Source organism: Exiguobacterium sp. R-17 (genome assembly GCF_049913315.1).
GTDB lineage: Bacteria > Bacillota > Bacilli > Exiguobacteriales > Exiguobacteriaceae > Exiguobacterium_A.
Map to the genome: position 1 here is coordinate 1,270,338 of NZ_CP184372.1, position 19,743 is coordinate 1,290,080.

Below are 19,743 nucleotides of genomic sequence, written 5' to 3' on the forward strand. Positions count from 1 at the left end.
GACACAAGCCAGTTTTCCTGCTTCATCCAAGCAGGAAAGCGGGTCTTGTTTGTCTCTGACAGCGCAAAATTGCGCTTTTCCTGTAAGAGTTGCGTGTAAAGCATCATTCTTTTTATCTTTGTAGAGACTACAGTTTGAGTCAGCATCTACTCTTATTACGTACACCATTTTTCTAATTCTTCGAGGCATAGATGCAACCGAGCAGTTATCATTTCTCGATTCCCCATCTGTTGCGTTGTTTTATGATTGAGGTGAGGTTGTCGTAAGGTTTCATAGTGCTCATACGCTTCTTGCAATATCCATAACGTATATTCATCCAGTAATCGTCGGATTTGAGTGGTGCGTTCGTCTCCAACCACGTTAAAGAAGTATCCACTTATAAATCCATCAGCGATTTCTTTTAACACATTACTTTTTTCTTGATACGCTTGATTTATGTATCTTGGTGCATTCGAAAAGGCTGGTAACAGAAATTTGTAACAAAAAACAAAGTAAGCCGTATATTTCAAATCAAAATCCAATCTTGGAAACGGATCAATGATTGCGATCTGCTCATTGTTTAAGATTAAATTTTCTGGGGTTACATCTTGATTCACGAGAGAGATATTTTGAATTTGAGTTCGTCTATTTTTAATTAAAGCATGAATATGTTTATCGACTTTTTCTTTATCAAAGCGAAGGCTAGAATGAATGAGTGTACTTAAAGCGGTTAAGACATGGTTATTTTCTTCCTGCCATAATGTATCACTGTTTCTTAAATCGCTACCTTGTAAAGTTTCTGCCTGCCAGCGCAGTTCTCCGAAACCTTTAATGGATATTTTATGGTTATGTATATTGTGATAAATTTGTCCTAATTTCGTACCGTAAGAATGGGCTTTATTCTGATTGAGTAACAATAAGTCTGTTCCACGACCCATGAAAGTTTCTACTGTGAATACTGTGTCATCTTCAATAAAATATTCATAAAAGTCAGGACAGACATGTTGGTCACTTGTATTGGCGTGTAAATAGTAAGCTTTCGTTGACTCATACTCTGTAGTCAACTCTTGTTCATCAATCTGTTGTAATTCGCCATAAGCATCATTTTTTTTCATTCGAATTACAAGGTCTTGATCATCTACTCTCTTTAATTGATACACAGTGTGCCAAGCTCCTTCACCAATCTTAAGAATCTGCTCTGCTTTTATGTTCAACGTGTCCATTACAATTGCATCAAGATCTTCTTTGATGTGTTTCATAGGGTCCATGTTCTCTCCCTCGCAATATGATCTCGTTTCATTTTGATAAAAACAGCCTCCTTAAACAGAGAATAGTTACGGTAAGATGACGAGTGAGACGGTCCGTTCTTTTGCCCGGTCTTCCGTCTCCAATTGATGATATTTTTCGAGCAATGTCCGCATGTCCTGTTGGAAATCATTGAAGGTTTCATCCGTCAGCTGCAGTTTAGCAATTGAGAACGTCGAGTGGTCCTGACCTTCCATTTGAACGGTCTGTTCGAAGTATGTTTGGTACTGCTGTAAGACATACATGAAGTAGAACGAGACGAAATTCACTTTTTCGTCGTACGTCGCACTGTTCCAGTCTGCTTCGCTAATTTGATAACCGCTTGTGTTCAAGGCATAAATTTTCTCCTCGACTTTTCCGACACGATGGACGGCGACGACTTTCAACAACTGATCGTCCATCATCGCATTAACTTGCCGGTATAAGGTCGACTGCGGTACATCCGTTAAGCGTTGATTCAGTTGCATGATTGATAAACCATCATCGAGATCAATCAATTCGAGCGCAATCTTAAAACGGACATGGTTTTTGAAGAGATTAAAGTTCACGTCGTGTTCCCCTCCTTCATTTAATCGTTTCCTAAAACTATCTTAGCATGTTTTTGAAAACATTCTTAAAAATGATAATGAAAAAAGAGGAAATGTGATGCCTCTCTTGAATGATTTATACTAGAATATTGTAAAGAAAGGAGTCATCATATGAAAAATATAAGTTATCGCTATGGTACATATGCACTCGTTACTAGTTTTTTCTTATTCTTCATCGTTCAATTATTCCAAGCGTATATTGAATTATCACCCGAATTTCTAGGAGAAAACCTTGGAGAATACGGTTTATCGTTTTTCCCGATAAGTGCATTGCTCGTTGGACTCGTATTATTTATCCACGGCTGGTGGAGTGAAGATGAAAAAAAGCAGCATGAAAAACTAGCTGCAAAAAATCAGCAAGAATCGAAGGAATCGGTGTGAAATCATACCGTTGAAAGAGAAGACCGACAACGAATTTTCGTTGCCGGTCTTTGTCATTTCATATGCCTTGTTTCGCAAATCGTTCAATGGCGAACGGTGCGATCGGTTCATTCGTCGATTGTTCCATGATCAATTCACTGAGTACTTTTCCGACCAAGCTGCTGAACTTGAATCCGTGACCGGAAAAGCCGGCGGCGATCGCGATGTGCGGATAGTCCGGGTGCAGATCGATGATGAAGTCCTCATCTGGCGTCATCGTATAAAGACATGCTTTACCATGAGATAAGGTATCGATCGAAGGTATGAATGTGTTCGTAAACTGTCGTAAATCTGCCAGATCACCGGCTTCTTGACCAAATGGACGGCGTGGATGATTCGGATCAATCGAGATGCCACCATCGTGCCGTCCGATTTTCAGACCGGCTTGAGCGATTCTTGGAAAACCGTAATAATAACCGGCGGGTGTATCAAAGGCGAAGGCAGGGAACACCGCGTCGTTGAATACTTCTTCCGCCGCTTCAAACCAGGCAAACGTCTTGCGGACCGGGCGAAGCGGTAAGGAGAGTCCGGTCTGTTCGAGCAACGGACCAGACCAAGCACCGGCTGCGACGATCAACGCGTCAGCTGAATAGATGTCTGATCCAACCGTCACGTTAACACCAGTGGCATGAGCAGTAAGTGTCGTCACTGTTGCATTCGTCCGGATGTCGACACCGTTCGCGACAGCAAGGTCACGGTACGCTTCAATACAATCCTCGCACTTCAATACTCCAGACGTCGGTTCGAAGCAGCCGATATAATCGTCGGGCATTGTTAAACCGGACCAGCGAGTTCTCATTTCGTCAGCCGTCAGGACCTCGAGCGGCAAATCATACTGCTCAGCACTCTTGATGATCGTCTGCATCGAACGGGACGAGCGTTGACCGGCATTTAAGACTCCGGTGTTTAGGAACAAGTTCCGACCGCTGATCTGTTCTAACTCGTACCATAAGCTTTGCGCAGTTAACGCGAGCGGTACGTAAGCTTCCCCTTCACCATAGGCATGGCGGATGATCCGTGTCTCCCCGTGATGACTTGCTTGATCATGCGGCGGATTGTGGGCGTCTAGTAGTAAGATTTTTTGATTGGTTTGTGAAAGATAGTAACCGGCAGCCATTCCCATGGATCCAGCACCGACGATGATGACATCATATTGGGACATCTGGTTCGACTCCTTCATATGTATATTCATACCAGTATAAAGTGAGAACCAAAACATGACAAATGTGATATCAAATCTCGAAGCGACGGGCTTCTTGTTCTAAGTGTTCCGTTCGTGCGTTTAAATCACCTACGAGCGTATGCAACGTTGTGATCGTCGCAATCATCTGTTCAGACGCAGCGGCGACTTCCTCGTTACTTGCCGTATGCTCTTCCGCAACAGCGGCAATTTCCGTCAAGGCATTGCGAATAAATCGTTCTGCCTGCAAGACGTCTTCCATCTGTTGCGTCATCTGCTGTGTTGCTGACGAGACGTACATGACTTGATCCGTCAACCGTTCGAACGTTGTATCTGTATCAAGGACGATCTGCTTACCGGCTGCTGTTGCTTCAACCGTTGTCTTGAAACTGTGTTGCATCTGTTGCGCACTGTCTTCAATCGAGGTGACGATTGTTGCGATTTCACTGACACTGCTTGCGACGTGGCTTGAAAGATTCTTGACCTCGGTCGCAACGACGGCGAAGCCTTTGCCTTGTTCACCAGCCCGTGCTGCTTCGATCGCGGCATTGAGGGCAAGTAGATTCGTCTGCTCGGAAATACCGCGGATAATGCCGACGAGCGTTTGAATATCCGATGATTGCTGTTTCAGTAGATCAATCTGTTCAGCAGACTGGGTGACATGTTGATGAATGTGGCGCATCTGTTCGACGGAAGCGGACATTTGATCCCGTCCGACTCGCGTCAGTGTTGCCATCTGCTCCGTCGTTCCTTGAATTTCGACACCAGACTGATTCGTCGTCTCGATCAATGCTGCGAACCGATTCATCTCGTCATTCAATGAAAGCGTGACCTGCGTCTGACTTTCAGTTCCCGCTGCGATTTCCGACATCGTATGAGCGATTTGCTCAGATCCGTCGAGTACTTCTGATGTACTTTGATCAATCGATTGACTCGTCGTCGAGACGAGAGTGGCCGTCTGTTTGATGTCGACAATCATCGTCCGTAGCATCTCGTTCATATCACGAATCGAGATCGCAAGCGCATAGATTTCGTCTCTCGAAGCAATCGTCAAATCGGTCAACGTCTGTTTTGCCTGATCCAGTCGCCCCTCGGCAATCAAGGCAGCGACTTTCTGTAACGTCTCGAGCGGACGTAATTTTCGACCGAGGACGAAGTAGAGCAAGACGAGGGTGATCGTTAACAGCAGGAGCATTAACCCGATGAAAATCGGAGCGTTTTGTTGTAATAGATCCGTCGTAAGCGCATCGACTTCCTTCGCAGCGATGTCGACGCCAAGAATTCCGATGATTTGACCAGACGCATCCTTTAACGGAACGTAGATGCTCATATACTGCCCATACACAGGATCATTAATGATGTCCGTCGCGTGTGTTCCACCATTTAATACGTCCTTCATGTCAGTAACTTTTGCGCCACTCGCCGGTTCATTAATCTTTGAGGCATCTTTCTTAGGGAGACCGTCAATCAGCAAACGGACCTTGTTTTGGTCGATGCGTGCTGTGTATGTATACAAGAGTCCGTTTTGCTTGCGTAATGTATCAAGTTCATTTCGTAACGTTTCATATTGCTCAGACGCGATAGGCGATTGTAGAAATTCGCTGTAAGCCGCCGTGTTGATTGTCTTGCTGATACGTAAAGCATCCTTTTCAGCGGTCGCTTTAAGCGTTGAAACCGCAGTTTGCTTCGTATTGAAGTATAAGGCCAGACTACTAAAAACAAAAAAGGCGATCAAAATTAAACTAATCATTACTAAAAGTCGTGTTCGGATGGAATGGTTCTTGGTTGTGTTCTTCACGTGTAACTAGTCCTCTCAACTCATATTTTCTATCTATAATTCATTTATCGGTCGGTAAAATACATATTAAACAGGACCTTTTAACGATTTTTTTTATGTCACTGCTGGAAGACAAACTATTTCTTCTAAAAAAAGGATTTATTAAGAATGATTCAGGGCACATATTAAATAGAAAAAAATACAAATTGAGGGAAGAGGGATCGAGATGGAAAGTGAAGTCGATCATCGAATCAAAGCAAGACATGTATATGAAAATGAATTACGAAGACACGCAGTCAGTACAAAAAAAGCGAGTTTTCGTCTGATGACATGTCTACGTTGTCAATCAAAAATCCTGTTAAAGCAGGGACATCAGGACAGCCATCAATGTGACACGAACTAAAAAATCCCACTCTTAAGAGCGGGATTAAATAAAGTGTTAGATAGAACAGGCAACAGTTAGAATAAAAAAATAATCATGAACGTTTATTCTTCGGTCGTGGACGTTTAGGATTTCATAGGCAACACATAGTGTAATAATAATTGCTGAATACAGGAAAGTAGTGTTCCGATTGTCAATGGAGCAAGAACTAAACCTATACCGATGATAATCACACCAGGTGCGTCGTCAATCTGACCGATATAGAAAAAGACGGGAAAAAGACATGTCATTAAAGCAGTAACGATATAAAAAGACAATTTCATCGATTGAAGGGAAGCCGTGATGAGCGGAAAAACCGGAGGAGCCGTCGACATGTATCGGAGGATGCGGAGCGCATGAAATAAAATCATAAGAGTCGGAATGAAAATAAGGTATGCGGTCAATAGAACACTGTAACCAGGTCGTTCGAGTAATAAATTTTTCATGATACCATGCCAGACAAGGGGAATACCAAGTCCAGCTAAGCCGAATAGACTGAAGATGACGCCGAAGACGATAAAGCGTAAAAATCGAACTTGCCAGACAAAATGATTCACGATATCAACCCCTTTCAAGATGGCGAACGTTTCTTTTAGTATACTGTATCTCCTGATAAGCTAGTAGAAAATTCAAGTGAAGAGACACTCGCACGACAAAACAATTTCATGAAAGTGAAATAGATTAAGTATAGGGAGGGCATAGGATGAAACGAGATCAACATGTCATGCCGCATCCTAAAGGTGGTTATCAAGTGAAAGCTGCCGGTGCGACTCGAGCAACGAAGCGATTCGCTACACAGAAGGAAGCGATCGCAGAAGGGCGTCGGATTGCGAAAAAACAGAAGACGGAGCTTGTCATTCATAACAAAGAGGGACAGATTCGCGAAAAAGATTCTTACGGACATGATCCATTTCCACCACGAGGTTGAGCCATCATATATGACACGTTCTGATCATGAGAGTGTGTCTTTTTAATGATTGTCATGTCAAAAGTTTTTGACATAATGATGGAAGTTCATTACAGTTGAGATGTAAAAAGGATTTGACACGTCGTGGAGGAATGAACATGAGAAACCACATCAAAGAGCGACGTCTAGCGGCAAAATTATCGCAACAAGAACTGGCTGACCGCTGTCAGGTCAGTCGCCAGACGATCAATGCGATTGAAAACAACAAGTATGATCCGACTTTACAATTAGCATTTAATATCGCCAAAGTCTTACGAACACAAGTCGATCATCTGTTCATTTCAGAACAGGAGGAATGAGATGTCCAAGAAAAAAACAGTTCTATTTTTAGTGACGCTCGTGATACTTGCGAGTCTTACTATCATTAGTATGATCTTCGAAAACAATGTAACGTTCTTCTCGATCGTGCAATTGGCTATTCTGATGATCATGTTCTTCTCATATTTTACGTGGGCACATTCAGGAGAAGACAGTCGACCGACGCCGAATGATGAACTTGGAGAAAAGATTACGACGGAGAGTGGGCTCGTTAGCTACAAAATTCTGATCGTCCTGATTTTTGGATGTATCTGTCTCGATTACTTTTTACATAAATCAGCTAATCTGTTATTGATCGTCTTATTCGCGATTGCTTTAGTTATCTTACCAATCATTGAGTTCATCAAAGCACGATCTTATAGATGAAAAGGAATGATAGTTGAGCATCTGTAGGAGAAATACTGTAATACATTATAAGAAGACACATTCTAAGTATTAAGAACATGTCTTTGTTAGTGGAAAATGTTGACGAACAATACCGGATTTTCAATCGAGGAGGACAACCGACGTGGAAGAGTTAGAGTACCGGTTGCGAAAATATATTGCTGTGATGGACTTTGAGAAAGCAGCGAAACTATTTTTGGAGTTAACGGAAAAAAAGCGATTCGACATGATCCTTAGTGTAGGGTTTGAGACGTTTAATCTCACTATATATGCTTTTATGAATTATTTACTACAACACCATGAATCAAGTGAGATACATGATCTGACGTCTTCATTGATGCTACATCCACTTTGTCATCTCGAGGGAGCTTGCGTAATCGCTTTATTTCATGCCAAAAAAGCAGTCGAACTAGATCCTGATAACATTGATTTGTATATCAGTTTGTTGATGTTTGAAAAGCATCCCGATGTCTGGTTTGCACAATCAGAAGTAGAAGAAGTCTACCGACGGATAAAAAGACTTAGAGTCCAGAAATCTAATGTGAGACCTTAGACAGACCAATCACTCCGCAATAACGAGTACATATACAAATCATCAAACTGACCGCGTGTTTTCTCATATTGACGAAGCAACCCTTCACGTTGAAAACCGAGTCGTTCAAGCAATCGTTGCGAAGTGGCATTCTTGGGTAAAACGAGTGCTTCGATCCGGTTGAGCGAAAGTTCCTTAAAACCATATTCGATGACCGCAAGGGCTGCTTCCTTCGCGATGCCTTGTCCCTGATAGGCAGGGTTCAACTCAAACCCGATTTCAGCCCGCTGATGGCGTTCCGATTGATTTAAGAAACCGCAACTACCGATGATGACATCGTCTTCTGATAAAGCGATCCCAAAACGGATGCCAGTACCCTCACGATGAATCGAAGCGTACCAATCAATCTCTTCGAGGGCGTCAGCCTCCGATTGGAACGGAGCGAGTCCCATCTGTTTGACGACGTGTTCGTCTGATAAATAAGCGAGGACACTCGTAGCATCTGTGGGTAACACTTCGCGTAAGGCGAGACGGTTCGTTTTAAGCGTTGGGAAAGTATGTACCATTCAAAAAAACTCCTTTTCAAGAAAATGTAAAAAAAGTGTTGTTTAACGTTTAAGGCATATGGTAAGATTCTCCACAACAAGAGCATATCATTTCGTTGACGAGAAAGAGTAATGATTGTTCCTCTGCCTTACAGAAAACCGGGATTGCTGAGAACCGGAAGCCAGATCAATCATGAAGATCCTCTCTGAGAAGTCACGCTGAACCATTCAGTAAGTGTGACCGGGTGTCCACCGTTACATGGAATGCACATGATAGTGTGCAACTAAGTGCTGTCGAGAACAAGCATTCTCGACGGAATATGGGTGGTATCGCGGTGAAGTCCGTCCCTGTCAAAGGGGGCGGACTTTTTTGTATTCTCTTAGTTACCGATTAAAGGAGCGAACAAGGGATGACGTCACAAAACCAAGCAGAAACCGTACAACAACGGGAGGACCGTATCCGAAACAGATGGAAACGAGACCAGGTCTTCGCACGATCGGTTGAGCAACGCACGGAAGCAGAATTTGTATTCTACGAAGGACCGCCGACCGCGAACGGCTTACCCCACGTCGGTCATGCACTCGGACGAACCGTCAAGGATACCGTCGCCCGCTATAAGACGATGCAAGGATTCCGGGTCGAACGAAAAGCCGGCTGGGATACACATGGACTACCGGTCGAACTCGGGGTTGAGAAACAACTCGGCATCTCCGGCAAACAAGCGATCGAAGACTATGGTGTCGAAGCATTCATCGCACGCTGTAAGGAAAGTGTCTTCTCCTATGAAACACAGTGGCGTGCCTTCACGGAAAAACTCGGCTACTGGGTCGACATGGATGACCCTTACGTGACGATGGAGGACGAGTATATCGAAAGCGTCTGGCATATCCTTGGGACGATCCATGACAAAGGCTGGTTGACGAAAGGACATCGTGTATCGCCGTATTGTCCGAGCTGTCAGACGTCACTCAGTTCCCATGAAGTCGCGCAAGGCTATCAGGACGTGACGGACTTATCGGCGACGGTCAAACTTCCGATCGTCGACATGGAGCAGACATTTCTGCTTGCGTGGACGACGACACCTTGGACGTTACCGGCAAACGTCGCGGTGGCGGTTCATCCGGAATTGACGTACGTCACGGTAGCGTTTGTAGGAGAGCGATTCATTGTCGCTAAAGCGTTAGTCGCTGAACTGTTCTCGGAATCCGTCGAGGTCGTATCCGAACAGCTCGGTGCGGAACTCGTCGGTTTGCGTTATGAACCACCGTTTGATTTCGTGACACCGGAGAACGGTCACACAGTCATCGGTGCGGCATTCGTTCAAGCGACGAGCGGAACCGGACTTGTCCATCTTGCTCCGGCGTACGGGGAAGAAGATTACCGGGTCGTCCGGGAAAACGGACTGTCGTTCGTTAACGTCGTTGATGCTGCTGGTTGTTATACGGATGCCGTTCCACCACTCGCTGGTCGATTCGTCAAAGAGTCAGACGTTGCGATCATCCAACTGCTCGCTGAACGGGGGCGTTTATTTGCGAAAAAACGCTACACACATAGCTATCCGCATTGTTGGCGTTGTGACTCGCCACTGCTCTATTACGCACAAGACAACTGGTTCATCGAGACGACGGCCGTCAAGAAACAACTCCTTGCGAATAATGCAGCTGTAACGTGGTATCCCGATCACGTCAAGGAAGGACGGTTTGGGAAGTTCCTCGAGCAACTCGTCGACTGGAACATCAGTCGCAATCGCTACTGGGGGACACCACTGAACGTCTGGGAATGTGACACGTGCGATACGATATTCGTTCCAAAAAACAAAGCAGATTTATTACGCCGGACGACAACACCGACAGAATCTATCGAGTTGCATAAACCTTACGTCGATGCATTATCGGTCTCGTGTCCGACGTGTCAGGGAAAGATGCACCGGACACCAGAAGTGATCGATGTCTGGTTTGATAGCGGAGCGATGCCGTTCGCACAGCAGCATTACCCGTCGCGGACGCAGACACTTAACCGGTATCCAGCCGATGTCGTCATCGAAGGCATCGATCAGACGCGCGGCTGGTTCTATAGTCTGCAGGCAATCTCAACGCTTTTTACCGGACAATCTGCCTATAAACGGGTCCTCGCGCTCGGTCACGTCCTCGATGAGAACGGACAAAAGATGTCGAAGAGTCGTGGTAATGCCCTCGATCCGGTGGCATTGATCGAGACATATGGTGCTGATAGCTTGCGCTGGGCACTACTCGTCGACAGCAGTCCGTGGAGTGCGAAACGGTTTGCCGAGCGGATCGTCCAGGAAGCGAAATCAAAACTAGTCGATACGCTGGATCACGCCGTCCAGTTTTATCTAACGTATGCTGAGCTAGATGAATTCGATAGATCATGTCCACAGAAACCGACGCGTCTAGACGAATGGCTACTCTCGCGTGTCCATCAGACGACGCAAGACGTGACGGTTGCGATGGACGACTATCAACTGACACAAGCAACACGGAGTCTTGCGCAACTCGTCGATGAGATCAGTAACTGGTACATCCGCCGTTCGCGGGAACGTTTCTGGCAAGCTGACTGGTCGGAAGAAAAACAAGCCGCGTACGCGACGCTTCACGTTGCACTCTCGACGACGGCACGACTACTCGCTCCGTTCACGCCGTATCTTGCCGATGATGTCTATCAGCGATTGACGGGAATGAGCGTTCATGTATCGGATTATCCGGTTGCCGATCCATCGATGATCCAATCTACTCTGGAATACGAGATGACACAAGTCGTCACTGTCGTTGAGCTAGGACGACAAGTGCGAAATACACATGCCTTAAAGGTCAAACAACCGCTTGCAAGTCTAACCGTCCAATCGAGCGACACCTTCAAGTGGTCGGACTATCTGGCGCTCATCAAAGAAGAGCTGAATGTAAAAGACGTACAGTTCTTAACAACGACAGGAGACACAACGAAGTTTCGCCTTAAACTGAACTTCCGCGAAGCCGGAGCAAAATTTGCGCAACAGGCGAACGCGATCCATCAATGGTTACAACTACTGCCGGATCAGGAGACGATGAACTTGCTAGAAACGGGCAGCGTATCGTATCAGACAGCACTAGGACATGAAGTAGAGGTAAGTTTAACCGATGTCATCGTCGAACCAATCGTCAAGACGGGTTTTGCTGCCGCGACGGGTGGTGGACTCACAGTGACGCTTGATACGCGGATCACGGAAGCACTGGAGCAGGAACGCTGGATGCGGGAGCTCATCCGCTATATCCAGTCTGAACGAAAGGCACAAGCGTTATCGCGTGACGCACGAATCGATCTCGTCTTGTCGGTCGATGCGACGTTCCGACCGATCGTCGAGACGTTTGAGCCTTTGTTATTCAAACATCTTGCCTTATCCTCCATGCGAACTGAATCGCTACAGGGAGAAGGAGATATCCAGCTAGGCGGACACGATGTCAGTGTTTCGTTCGCATCAACGAAAGAATACTGTTAAGGAGAAGATCATGATTGCATTAGAAACATTAAAAGGTCGCCTCGTCGACAGTTTGTTAGAGGTTCAAAAAGAAGACGGATATGTTGCCCGAGAACGTTTCATCTTTAACCAAGGAGCGACGGACGAACAGTTAGCGCAATTACCTGAGTGGACGGCAGACGACTATAAGACGTTCTTACGTCTACATAACGGGGCTAAGCTCTTTCAGCACGAAACGTTATCCTATAATGATGGATTTGAACTCTTTTCGATCGAGGATTGTCTGACGTATAGCAATATTTGGGAATGCCCCGAAAACTTCCTAGCAATCGGTGCAGGACCAGACGGGGAGTGGATCGTCTATGAGATGAATCGACCGGAAGGAAATCGGATTTGGAGTGGGGAATTTCTTAATTTCGAGGAGTGGGAAGAAGACGCGATGCCGTTCGGCTTCGAGCGATGGCTTGATTACTTGATCGTCGCGCAAGGTACACAATTTTGGAATTGGTTCCGTTAAGAGAGGACGAGTACATTGGATATTCAATTAAAGACAGCGTCTCTTGCAGACGCTCCAAAGCTTCACAAGCTCCAAATCAAGGCTTTTTCAGAGACACTCGAGCGGTATCAAGATTTTACGACGAATCCGGCGAACGAATCGATCGATCGTATCATTCACCGGATCACACATCCAAGCAGTACGTTCCATCAAATCATCGTCGACGATGTCGTCGTCGGCGGGATTTGTGTCGTTGCGAAAGCACCGAGTCGCTACGCGATCAGTCCGATGTTCTTAGATCCAGCCCGTCAAGGTGAAGGGATTGCACAACGCGCATTACAGCTCGTTGAAGCAGCGTATCCGACTGCAACGACATGGGAACTGCGGACGATTCGCGAAGAGACACGTAACTGTTACTTTTATGAGAAGATGGGTTACCGATTGACCGGTGTCAGTCAACCGCTCAATGAACGAGCGACACTCGTTTCCTATCGAAAATCCGTGTCTCAGTGAGCTTGTTTTGTCGGAAGGAAGAACCACCACAAATTCGTCACCAAAGCAGAGAGAACGGCAAAATTAAAGAGATAAAGGCAAAGGAAGAAGACTAACTCACCGATGTCTTCTAAGCTAGCTAACGAATTATCGATCAAGTACGATTCGTGACTGACGCCGAAGATGAATAAAGGAAAGAAGACATAAAAATATCGTTTCCAAAAGAATGACGCACGATCTGATTGGAACATATGAGCACCTCCTGAAGGAATGGCACGCTTCTTCTGACCGGAAGAAGCGTGTGTTCGTTTACGATAAAGAGGGTGTCCCAACGACTTCGACGTGACGCGTGACCGTATCAAACAGACGTGTCCGCGTATCGTTATGGGACAACAGCAACGGTTTACCGGTCTCGTCATAGATGAAGGCAATCGGAATCGAAAAACCACAGTTGCGGTACGAACCATCGGCATGACTCGTTCCGATCATGAGCGCTTGTTGCGCCTGACTGATACTACGTGCTTCACCGGACCACTCAACGTACTGTTCCTCGCTGAACATACCGACACCGATCGGATTGAAGATGAAATCAAGTTCGGATTCTTCGCGCAGTCCATCGTTTCCTAAAAAGATTTCACGGCAAAGGACGTACCCATAACGGGACGACCCGTCGTTTGCTGTTGATGGTGTATAAAGCGGTCCAGCTTCTGGTGTTTTGGCGCGATCAAGCAGAATCGTCCCGCTCGCATCGATGATGACAGCGCGATCGAGATTCGCTTCATCTTTGTAACCAAGGACGATTGCTGTTTCGAACTGCTTGGCAAGATGTTGCACGCGTTCGAGTTCTGCGACCGTACAATAGCCTTCCGGGTAGACAATCAGGTCGACTTCAGGATGAGCGGCGATTTCACGTTCGAATTGCTCGAGCCCGGTCTCGCGTTTCGGTTGAGCGATTAATAATTTCATCAAAACATCCTCTCAGGTATAAATATATCTGAAAAATCAGACTTTACATTCGTCATGATTTTACCATTAGTGGTAAAATAAAGCATATCGCTTTTTGATAAATTTTACTGCAAATGAAGGAAGGACATCAGCTTGAACATTTCAAAAACCATTCTTGTGACACGCAATCTACAGGCGATGAAGGCTTTTTACATAAACCAGATCGGATTCCCGCTCGTCTCGGAAACGAATGAGTCGTTTATGATGCAAATCGGTACCAATCAGCTAACATATCGACTGACGGACGATGTTGATACGCGCTACATTTGAATCACCTCTCATTAAATATATGCTTATTATATACTATAAGGGGGTATCAAGATGAAAAAACACAAGGCCTATAAATTCAGAATCTACCCCACGAAAGAGCAGGAAATCCTGATCGCGAAGACGATCGGTTGTTCACGATTCGTCTTCAACCACTTCTTGGCGAAGTGGGATGAGACCTACAAAGCGACTGGAAAAGGACTCTCTTACGGTTCTTGTTCCAAAGAAATTCCTATCCTGAAGCAGGAGTTTGACTGGCTGAAAGAAGTCGATAGTACTTCTGTGCAAACTAGCGTCAAACATCTTGCCGATGCCTATGACCGTTTCTTCAAGAAACAGAATGAACGTCCTCGTTTTAAATCAAAGCGAAACCCTGTGCAATCGTACAAGACGAACATCCAAGGCAAGTCCCAACTTCCTAAAGTATCCATCATCGAGAACAAGCTCAAACTTCCGAAGCTGAAATGGGTCCGTTTCGCCTATTCGAAACAGATCGCAGGGCGTATTTTGAACGCTACGATCCGACGTAACGCTTCAGGGAAATATTTCGTCTCCCTGCTCGTCGAGCAGGAGATCCACGAATTGCCGAAGACCAGCTCATCCGTTGGCGTCGACGTCGGACTCAAGAACTTTGCCGTCCTGTCGGACGGCACGGTATACAAGAACGACCGTTACTTCCGTTCGCTTGAGAAGAAACTGGCGCGCGAGCAGCGGAAGCTGTCACGACGTCAGCGCATCGCCCTGACTAGGAAAGTCAAGCTCTCCGAGGCGAAGAACTACCAGAAGCAGAAGCGGAAGGTCGCCCGCATCCACGAAAAGATTGCGAACAAACGCACCGACTTCCTGCACAAGGTATCGACCGAGGTCGTCAAAAACCACGACGTCATCGGCATCGAGACCTTGCAGGTGAAGAGCATGCAGAAGAACCGCAAGTTGAGCAAGTCCATCTCCGAGGTCAGTTGGTCAGCGTTCTTCCGCATGCTGGAGTACAAGGCAGAATGGTACGGGAAGATTGTCGTTAAGGTCGGCAAGACCTTTGCTTCCAGTCAACTGTGCTCTGATTGCGGGCATCAACACAAAGACGTTAAGAATCTCGCTTTACGGGAGTGGACATGTCCGAGTTGCGGAGTCCATCATGATCGCGATATGAACGCAGGACTGAATCTTAAACAAGAAGCAGAACGTATCTTAGCTTCCTCAACCGTCGGGACGACGGGGTTAGCCTGATCATTTTTCGACCGTCAGGTCGGATAACTCAGGAATCCACTACGGCTTAAGCCTAGTGGTAGTTCAATTTGACTTCACGGACTCGCATTCCTGCTATTTTTATGATCCAGATGAAAATGTCTTGGAGCTGATCGCGCGGCATCAAATCAATCCATCTAAAGCGGAACTGACGTTTGATGTATCCGACATCCTCGGAATCAGTGAGATGAGTCTGACAGTGAAAGATGTGCTTGAAGTGGGTGAGCAGTTAGCAGAGATCGGCGTTCTCGAGCGACGGGAACGTCCACTCAACGGTGCGTCACTCAACTTCCTTGGACCGGTCGCGGATGGAACGCATATCTTGCTCGTCCCAGAAGGACGCACATGGTTGTTCTCACCGAAGACGGCGAAGGTCAGTCCGATCGAGATGGAACTCGACGGCAGACATCGGGTCCGGCTTGATGCAGCGGGCGTATGGCATCAAAGTACGGTGTCTTCATAATTCATTATTCTAAAAAGTGAGGGAAGTAAGATGAACAAAGCGGTGAATGCGAGTATCGCGTTCGGATTATTGTTGTTCGTATGTGGTTTCTTTTTTCTGTTTGGCTATTTGACCCGGTCGATGCCGATTCAGCAAGGCGGTGACCCGGTCATCTTACCGGTCGCAGCACTCCTCGTTCTCCTACCGTTCGTGATCCGTGAAGGCATGCGCGTTTTGATGTATGTTACGTTGACACGTCGACAGGTCGGCGTACTCATCTTATTTGCAATCAGCGGAATCATACTTAGTAGTTGGATTGAGGTGCAACAGAATGTTGCCGTAATCGATTTCCGTTCCCTCTTTACAATTCATACGTACGTACTGTTCGTTTCGGGCATCATCTTGTTGTGTCTCCTATTGACGGGACTCAAACGGATGCGCGTCCGAACGAAAGTGATTTAAAAATAATGAATACACGATAGCGTTGTACTAGAAATCGATGCGGTGTTTGAAGATGGATGATGCTGAATTTAAAAAGAAGTTTTCGGATTCAATTGATACTGTCTAGAGCTTTTAACTATTTAGAAAGAATACGTAGTTAAAGAACAATCGTGAAAAGGAAGTGTCAGAGTTTAAAATCTCTTTGCATTTGACCAATTCGTGAATCATGAATTTTAAGGAGAACTGTTATGTTTAAACCGTGGGACAAACAATATCGGGTGCAGGCTGTTTTAGATGAAAAACGAATATATCGTTATCAGTTTTCTTGTGAATGGGGAAATAGTGGGAAACACGTGACGTTTTTGATGCTCAATCCGAGTCAAGGTAATCAGGGGCAGGATGATCGTACTCTTCAACGTTGTATTTCATATGCTAAAAGTTGGGGATATGATGGTCTTCATGTCATAAATGTATTCGCATATATTTCGACTTCTCCGGAAATCATTAAAAGTGTGGCAGAACCGGTAGGACCTGAAAATGACTTATACATTCGTACCGTTATTAAACGTTCAGAGCTTGTCATTGCAGCGTGGGGGAAAAGTTTGACGACACCGTTAGCGAAACAGCGAATTCAACAAATGCTTAAGATGTTGGGAGATACGCCGCTTTATTGTCTTCAAATGACGACATGTGGACAATATCCGAAACATCCACTTTATCTCTCTGGAAAATTAAAACCGATTCCTTTCGTACAATCGTAATAGATATTTAATTTTAAAATCTTGAATGAACTGTTCATTCAAGATTTTTTGTTGCACTGGGACGCGTTTCAGCCTGTAGCATCAAGAGGACACGAAAAGGAGGACACGCGATGCGATGCTTTGCGATTGATTTAGATGGAACGTTATTGAATAAGGAACACAGAATTTCGGTGGGAAATCAGGTAGCCATCAAGAAACGGCAGGATAAAGGAGATATCGTCATCATCGTCACCGGGCGAGCTGCCTTTGATGCACGACGGATTCTAGCGCAACACGGACTGGATTGTCCGGTCATTGGTGCGAACGGGGCAGAGGTCGAGGTGGGACAAGGTAGACGGTGTTTTTTGAACCGTTCCAGCAGTCGAACGATTTGGGAGATCGTACGATCTACAAACGTATTCATACATATTTATCTACAAGACAACATCCTGTTACCGCAGTTTTCGCTTGCTGCTCTTCAAGACGGAGATCTTGCGTTTCAAGAAGCGATTCAGGCTCAATTAACGCAATACGGTGTTGAGGAAGTTGACGAAATCACAATCGATCAACTGGACGTCATCAAATTCATGTTCGTCTCACCTGACAGATGGCGACTCGAACACCTCGAGCAACAACTCCTTCAGCTGAAGATCTGTTCCGTGACACATTCAGGTGCCTATAACTTAGAAGTCATGGCAAACAGCGTGACAAAAGGGACTGCCCTTCAAGACATTGCGAGCGCCTACGGGATGACACCCGAGGACATCATTGCGATCGGTGACAATCAAAACGATCTACCGATGTTCGAAGTGGCGGGAACATCGATTGCCATGGGAAACGCTGAAACGTCTGTCAAAAGCAGAGCGACATACCTGACCAGTGCTCATGACGAGGACGGTGTAGCGGAGGCATTAAACGGCTTAGAACGATGGGAACAAACGAAGGAGGAACAGCATGGCGAACATCTCGGACATCGCTAAACAAGCGGGCGTCTCGAAATCGACGGTATCCCGTGTCTTAAACGGTCATAAGCATGTATCAAAAGAAAAGCGACGGACCATATTAGACGTGATGGAGCGACTGGAATATAGTCCGAACGGAAATGCGATCAACCTCTCACGCGGTAAGACGAATACGATTGGTGTCCTCGTGCCACGTGTCGGTCATCCGTTTTTTCATCAATTAATCGAAGGGATCGGTCAAGTGTGCATGGAACGAAACCATACACTCCTTGTCATCCAGACGGAACACGATCCAGCAAAAGAAGAAGCGAGTATGCAATACCTTCGCGATAAGCGGATTGACGGATTGATCATTGGCGCCATCAGTCACCCGCAATTACTTGAGACGATGCGTACGGTTGGACCAGTCGTTGCCTGCGAAGACCATCAGGATATCGTGCCGTCGCTCTTTTTTAATCATGGAAAAGCGATCACAATGTTGCTACAACATGTTGAAGAACGAGGAGCACAAACAGTCGGTCTCTGTCTTGGAAATCCAGATAGCGGAGTCGGAAGAGTCAGACGAGAGGCGTTCGACCAATATCTCAAGATGTCTACGCTCCGTCATGAAATTCAATGGTACGCGGATCGGTGCTATTCTTTCAAGGACGGACAAGCACTGGCAGGTCAACTTCTAACGATAGACTTGCCAGACGCCATCATCGTCGGCAATGACGAAGTCGCAGCGGGTCTCATCCATCAATTTCGCAAGGATGGCATTCGGGTACCAGAGGATATCGCGATAACGGGATTTGATGATGTACCAATTGCCAGAGCGCTTGAAATAACAACGATCCGACAACCGGTTGTAATGCTTGGCAAATTGGCAGCGGAACAATTATTGAATGACGCGCTGAATCAGAGTGAAAGCGCTAGTTCTTTACTGGAACCTTCTTTGATGATTCGACAAACGACATAAGAGATTGGGGGTTATTCAGATGAAAAAGGAAAAAACCGGTGCGACCGCTACCGTGATGACGATGTCTGACGAACGAGTCCGTAAGTACTTTCAAGCATCGATTGAAAAACAACGGATCACTCAGGAATTTCGTATGCTCGAAGAACTTGAGCAAACGGTCATCCCGACACCAAACGTATATGCCGTTGAATTAGAAAATTCGCCGTTTATTGAGATGCAGCGGATCGACGGCAGCGAAATGTTAGAGTTGTTTGAACCGGAACGAATAACAGAGTTTCTCAACACGTTCGCGACATTACATCAACGGATTCATCAGCAACAATCGCGTGTAGCTCCTGAATGGTACGATGTCACCGAGCACAAAATACGTCATCTATCACTAGAGTTACGCTTGAAGGCGGAACGATTACTCGAAACACTTTACGTTCCGCAACAGCAAGGATTGCTCCACGGGGACTTTCATTTTCAGAACATCCTCGTGACAGCAGATAAAACGTTTGTCGTCATTGATTGGCATGATGCGACGATAGGACCACCGATTGTGGATGTCGCGCGGACGTTGCTCTTACTGCGAATAGCAGGTGGAACAACAGTGCCGGACGAGATGCGACGATACGTCTGTCGAGAATACCTCGATCGCTATCAAGCTGTTTCATCCATTCAGCTATCGAACCTTGCAGACTGGTTACGACTCATCGCCATTCTTAGGACGCTTGAGCAAATCCCGGATGCTGAGCAAGAACGAATTAAGGAACTGATCGAGCATCCGGATCTTGCCGCGTATTTCAGTTGAAAAATGAGAGATAG

At 45.9% G+C, this 19,743-nt stretch carries 24 protein-coding genes and 1 other annotated feature; of the genes, 16 read left to right on the forward strand and 8 right to left on the reverse strand.

What is annotated here, in order from left to right:
• Positions 1 to 155: 155 nt before the first annotated feature.
• On the reverse strand, positions 156 to 1,238 hold the full coding sequence (locus tag ACN9MT_RS06600) for a hypothetical protein (protein ID WP_426273045.1): 1,083 nt from the start codon (positions 1,236 to 1,238) through the stop codon (positions 156 to 158).
• Positions 1,239 to 1,313: 75 nt separating this feature from the next.
• A complete protein-coding gene (locus tag ACN9MT_RS06605; protein WP_426273046.1) occupies positions 1,314 to 1,832 on the reverse strand; it encodes a transcriptional regulator in 519 nt (172 codons plus the stop codon).
• A gap of 150 nt (positions 1,833 to 1,982) precedes the next feature.
• On the opposite strand from ACN9MT_RS06605, the gene ACN9MT_RS06610 reads away from it, so the two are divergent.
• Positions 1,983 to 2,252: a hypothetical protein gene (locus tag ACN9MT_RS06610; protein ID WP_329470694.1), complete on the forward strand. Its 270-nt coding sequence runs from the start codon at positions 1,983 to 1,985 to the stop codon at positions 2,250 to 2,252.
• A 58-nt stretch (positions 2,253 to 2,310) separates the two neighbouring features.
• Here the strand turns inward: ACN9MT_RS06610 and solA are convergent, their stop codons facing one another.
• The 3 genes from solA to ACN9MT_RS06625 all read right to left on the reverse strand — a co-directional run bounded on the left by solA (position 2,311) and on the right by ACN9MT_RS06625 (position 6,226).
• Complete coding sequence (gene solA, locus ACN9MT_RS06615) at positions 2,311 to 3,453, reverse strand: N-methyl-L-tryptophan oxidase (protein WP_426273047.1); 1,143 nt, start codon at positions 3,451 to 3,453, stop codon at positions 2,311 to 2,313.
• 70 nt (positions 3,454 to 3,523) lie between these two features.
• Positions 3,524 to 5,269 (reverse strand): methyl-accepting chemotaxis protein, encoded by a 1,746-nt coding sequence (locus ACN9MT_RS06620; protein ID WP_426273048.1) that lies wholly within the window; start codon positions 5,267 to 5,269, stop codon positions 3,524 to 3,526.
• 486 nt (positions 5,270 to 5,755) lie between these two features.
• Positions 5,756 to 6,226 (reverse strand): DUF2975 domain-containing protein, encoded by a 471-nt coding sequence (locus ACN9MT_RS06625; protein ID WP_035408382.1) that lies wholly within the window; start codon positions 6,224 to 6,226, stop codon positions 5,756 to 5,758.
• 146 nt (positions 6,227 to 6,372) lie between these two features.
• Here ACN9MT_RS06625 and ACN9MT_RS06630 point away from each other — a divergent pair, with 146 nt between their 5' ends.
• The 4 genes from ACN9MT_RS06630 (at position 6,373) to ACN9MT_RS06645 (ending at position 7,891) form a co-directional block, all read left to right on the forward strand.
• A complete protein-coding gene (locus ACN9MT_RS06630) occupies positions 6,373 to 6,597 on the forward strand; it encodes a DUF2188 domain-containing protein (protein WP_290749717.1) in 225 nt (74 codons plus the stop codon).
• A gap of 137 nt (positions 6,598 to 6,734) precedes the next feature.
• Positions 6,735 to 6,935 carry a helix-turn-helix transcriptional regulator gene (locus ACN9MT_RS06635; protein WP_290787341.1) on the forward strand — a complete coding sequence of 67 codons (201 nt, stop codon included), beginning with the start codon at positions 6,735 to 6,737 and terminating at the stop codon, positions 6,933 to 6,935.
• Position 6,936: 1 nt separating this feature from the next.
• Positions 6,937 to 7,320, forward strand: a complete 384-nt coding sequence (locus ACN9MT_RS06640; protein WP_426273049.1) for a hypothetical protein — start codon at positions 6,937 to 6,939, stop codon at positions 7,318 to 7,320.
• Between the two features lie 142 nt (positions 7,321 to 7,462).
• On the forward strand, positions 7,463 to 7,891 hold the full coding sequence (locus tag ACN9MT_RS06645; RefSeq protein ID WP_426273050.1) for a hypothetical protein: 429 nt from the start codon (positions 7,463 to 7,465) through the stop codon (positions 7,889 to 7,891).
• Here ACN9MT_RS06645 and ACN9MT_RS06650 read toward each other — a convergent pair.
• Positions 7,888 to 8,436, reverse strand: coding sequence for a GNAT family N-acetyltransferase (locus ACN9MT_RS06650; RefSeq protein ID WP_426273051.1), 549 nt, complete (start codon positions 8,434 to 8,436; stop codon positions 7,888 to 7,890). The two genes, ACN9MT_RS06645 and ACN9MT_RS06650, sit on opposite strands and share 4 nt — an antisense overlap.
• A gap of 86 nt (positions 8,437 to 8,522) precedes the next feature.
• Positions 8,523 to 8,768, forward strand: a binding site (T-box leader).
• A gap of 57 nt (positions 8,769 to 8,825) precedes the next feature.
• Between ACN9MT_RS06650 and ileS the strand changes: the two genes are divergently transcribed.
• The 3 genes from ileS to ACN9MT_RS06665 are packed head-to-tail and all read left to right on the forward strand — an operon-like array spanning position 8,826 to position 12,897.
• The gene (gene ileS, locus ACN9MT_RS06655) at positions 8,826 to 11,909 is read left to right on the forward strand and encodes an isoleucine--tRNA ligase (protein WP_426273052.1); all 3,084 of its coding nucleotides are present in this window, start codon (positions 8,826 to 8,828) and stop codon (positions 11,907 to 11,909) included.
• Positions 11,910 to 11,919: 10 nt separating this feature from the next.
• Positions 11,920 to 12,405, forward strand: coding sequence for an SMI1/KNR4 family protein (locus ACN9MT_RS06660; RefSeq protein WP_426273053.1), 486 nt, complete (start codon positions 11,920 to 11,922; stop codon positions 12,403 to 12,405).
• 15 nt (positions 12,406 to 12,420) lie between these two features.
• Positions 12,421 to 12,897, forward strand: a complete 477-nt coding sequence (locus tag ACN9MT_RS06665; RefSeq protein WP_426273054.1) for a GNAT family N-acetyltransferase — start codon at positions 12,421 to 12,423, stop codon at positions 12,895 to 12,897.
• Here ACN9MT_RS06665 and ACN9MT_RS06670 read toward each other — a convergent pair.
• A complete protein-coding gene (locus ACN9MT_RS06670; RefSeq protein ID WP_426273055.1) occupies positions 12,891 to 13,127 on the reverse strand; it encodes a hypothetical protein in 237 nt (78 codons plus the stop codon). The two genes, ACN9MT_RS06665 and ACN9MT_RS06670, sit on opposite strands and share 7 nt — an antisense overlap.
• Before the next feature lie 58 nt (positions 13,128 to 13,185).
• A complete protein-coding gene (locus ACN9MT_RS06675; RefSeq protein ID WP_426273057.1) occupies positions 13,186 to 13,842 on the reverse strand; it encodes a hypothetical protein in 657 nt (218 codons plus the stop codon).
• Positions 13,843 to 13,974: 132 nt separating this feature from the next.
• On the opposite strand from ACN9MT_RS06675, the gene ACN9MT_RS06680 reads away from it, so the two are divergent.
• From ACN9MT_RS06680 to ACN9MT_RS06715, 8 genes are all read left to right on the forward strand, one after another.
• Positions 13,975 to 14,151, forward strand: a complete 177-nt coding sequence (locus ACN9MT_RS06680) for a hypothetical protein (protein WP_426273059.1) — start codon at positions 13,975 to 13,977, stop codon at positions 14,149 to 14,151.
• Positions 14,152 to 14,202: 51 nt separating this feature from the next.
• The gene (gene tnpB, locus ACN9MT_RS06685; RefSeq protein ID WP_426273060.1) at positions 14,203 to 15,375 is read left to right on the forward strand and encodes an IS200/IS605 family element RNA-guided endonuclease TnpB; all 1,173 of its coding nucleotides are present in this window, start codon (positions 14,203 to 14,205) and stop codon (positions 15,373 to 15,375) included.
• Positions 15,376 to 15,496: 121 nt separating this feature from the next.
• Positions 15,497 to 15,856 carry a hypothetical protein gene (locus tag ACN9MT_RS06690; protein ID WP_426273062.1) on the forward strand — a complete coding sequence of 120 codons (360 nt, stop codon included), beginning with the start codon at positions 15,497 to 15,499 and terminating at the stop codon, positions 15,854 to 15,856.
• A 30-nt stretch (positions 15,857 to 15,886) separates the two neighbouring features.
• Positions 15,887 to 16,297, forward strand: a complete 411-nt coding sequence (locus tag ACN9MT_RS06695) for a hypothetical protein (protein ID WP_214729746.1) — start codon at positions 15,887 to 15,889, stop codon at positions 16,295 to 16,297.
• Positions 16,298 to 16,524: 227 nt separating this feature from the next.
• Entirely contained in the window at positions 16,525 to 17,037 is a 513-nt protein-coding gene (locus ACN9MT_RS06700; RefSeq protein ID WP_426273065.1) for a DUF1643 domain-containing protein, read from the forward strand.
• Positions 17,038 to 17,147: 110 nt separating this feature from the next.
• Complete coding sequence (locus ACN9MT_RS06705) at positions 17,148 to 17,996, forward strand: Cof-type HAD-IIB family hydrolase (protein ID WP_426273067.1); 849 nt, start codon at positions 17,148 to 17,150, stop codon at positions 17,994 to 17,996.
• Entirely contained in the window at positions 17,971 to 18,936 is a 966-nt protein-coding gene (locus tag ACN9MT_RS06710; RefSeq protein ID WP_426273069.1) for a LacI family DNA-binding transcriptional regulator, read from the forward strand. The genes ACN9MT_RS06705 and ACN9MT_RS06710 overlap by 26 nt, the downstream gene beginning before the upstream one ends.
• A gap of 19 nt (positions 18,937 to 18,955) precedes the next feature.
• Positions 18,956 to 19,729 carry a phosphotransferase family protein gene (locus ACN9MT_RS06715; RefSeq protein WP_426273071.1) on the forward strand — a complete coding sequence of 258 codons (774 nt, stop codon included), beginning with the start codon at positions 18,956 to 18,958 and terminating at the stop codon, positions 19,727 to 19,729.
• Positions 19,730 to 19,743: the final 14 nt, after the last annotated feature.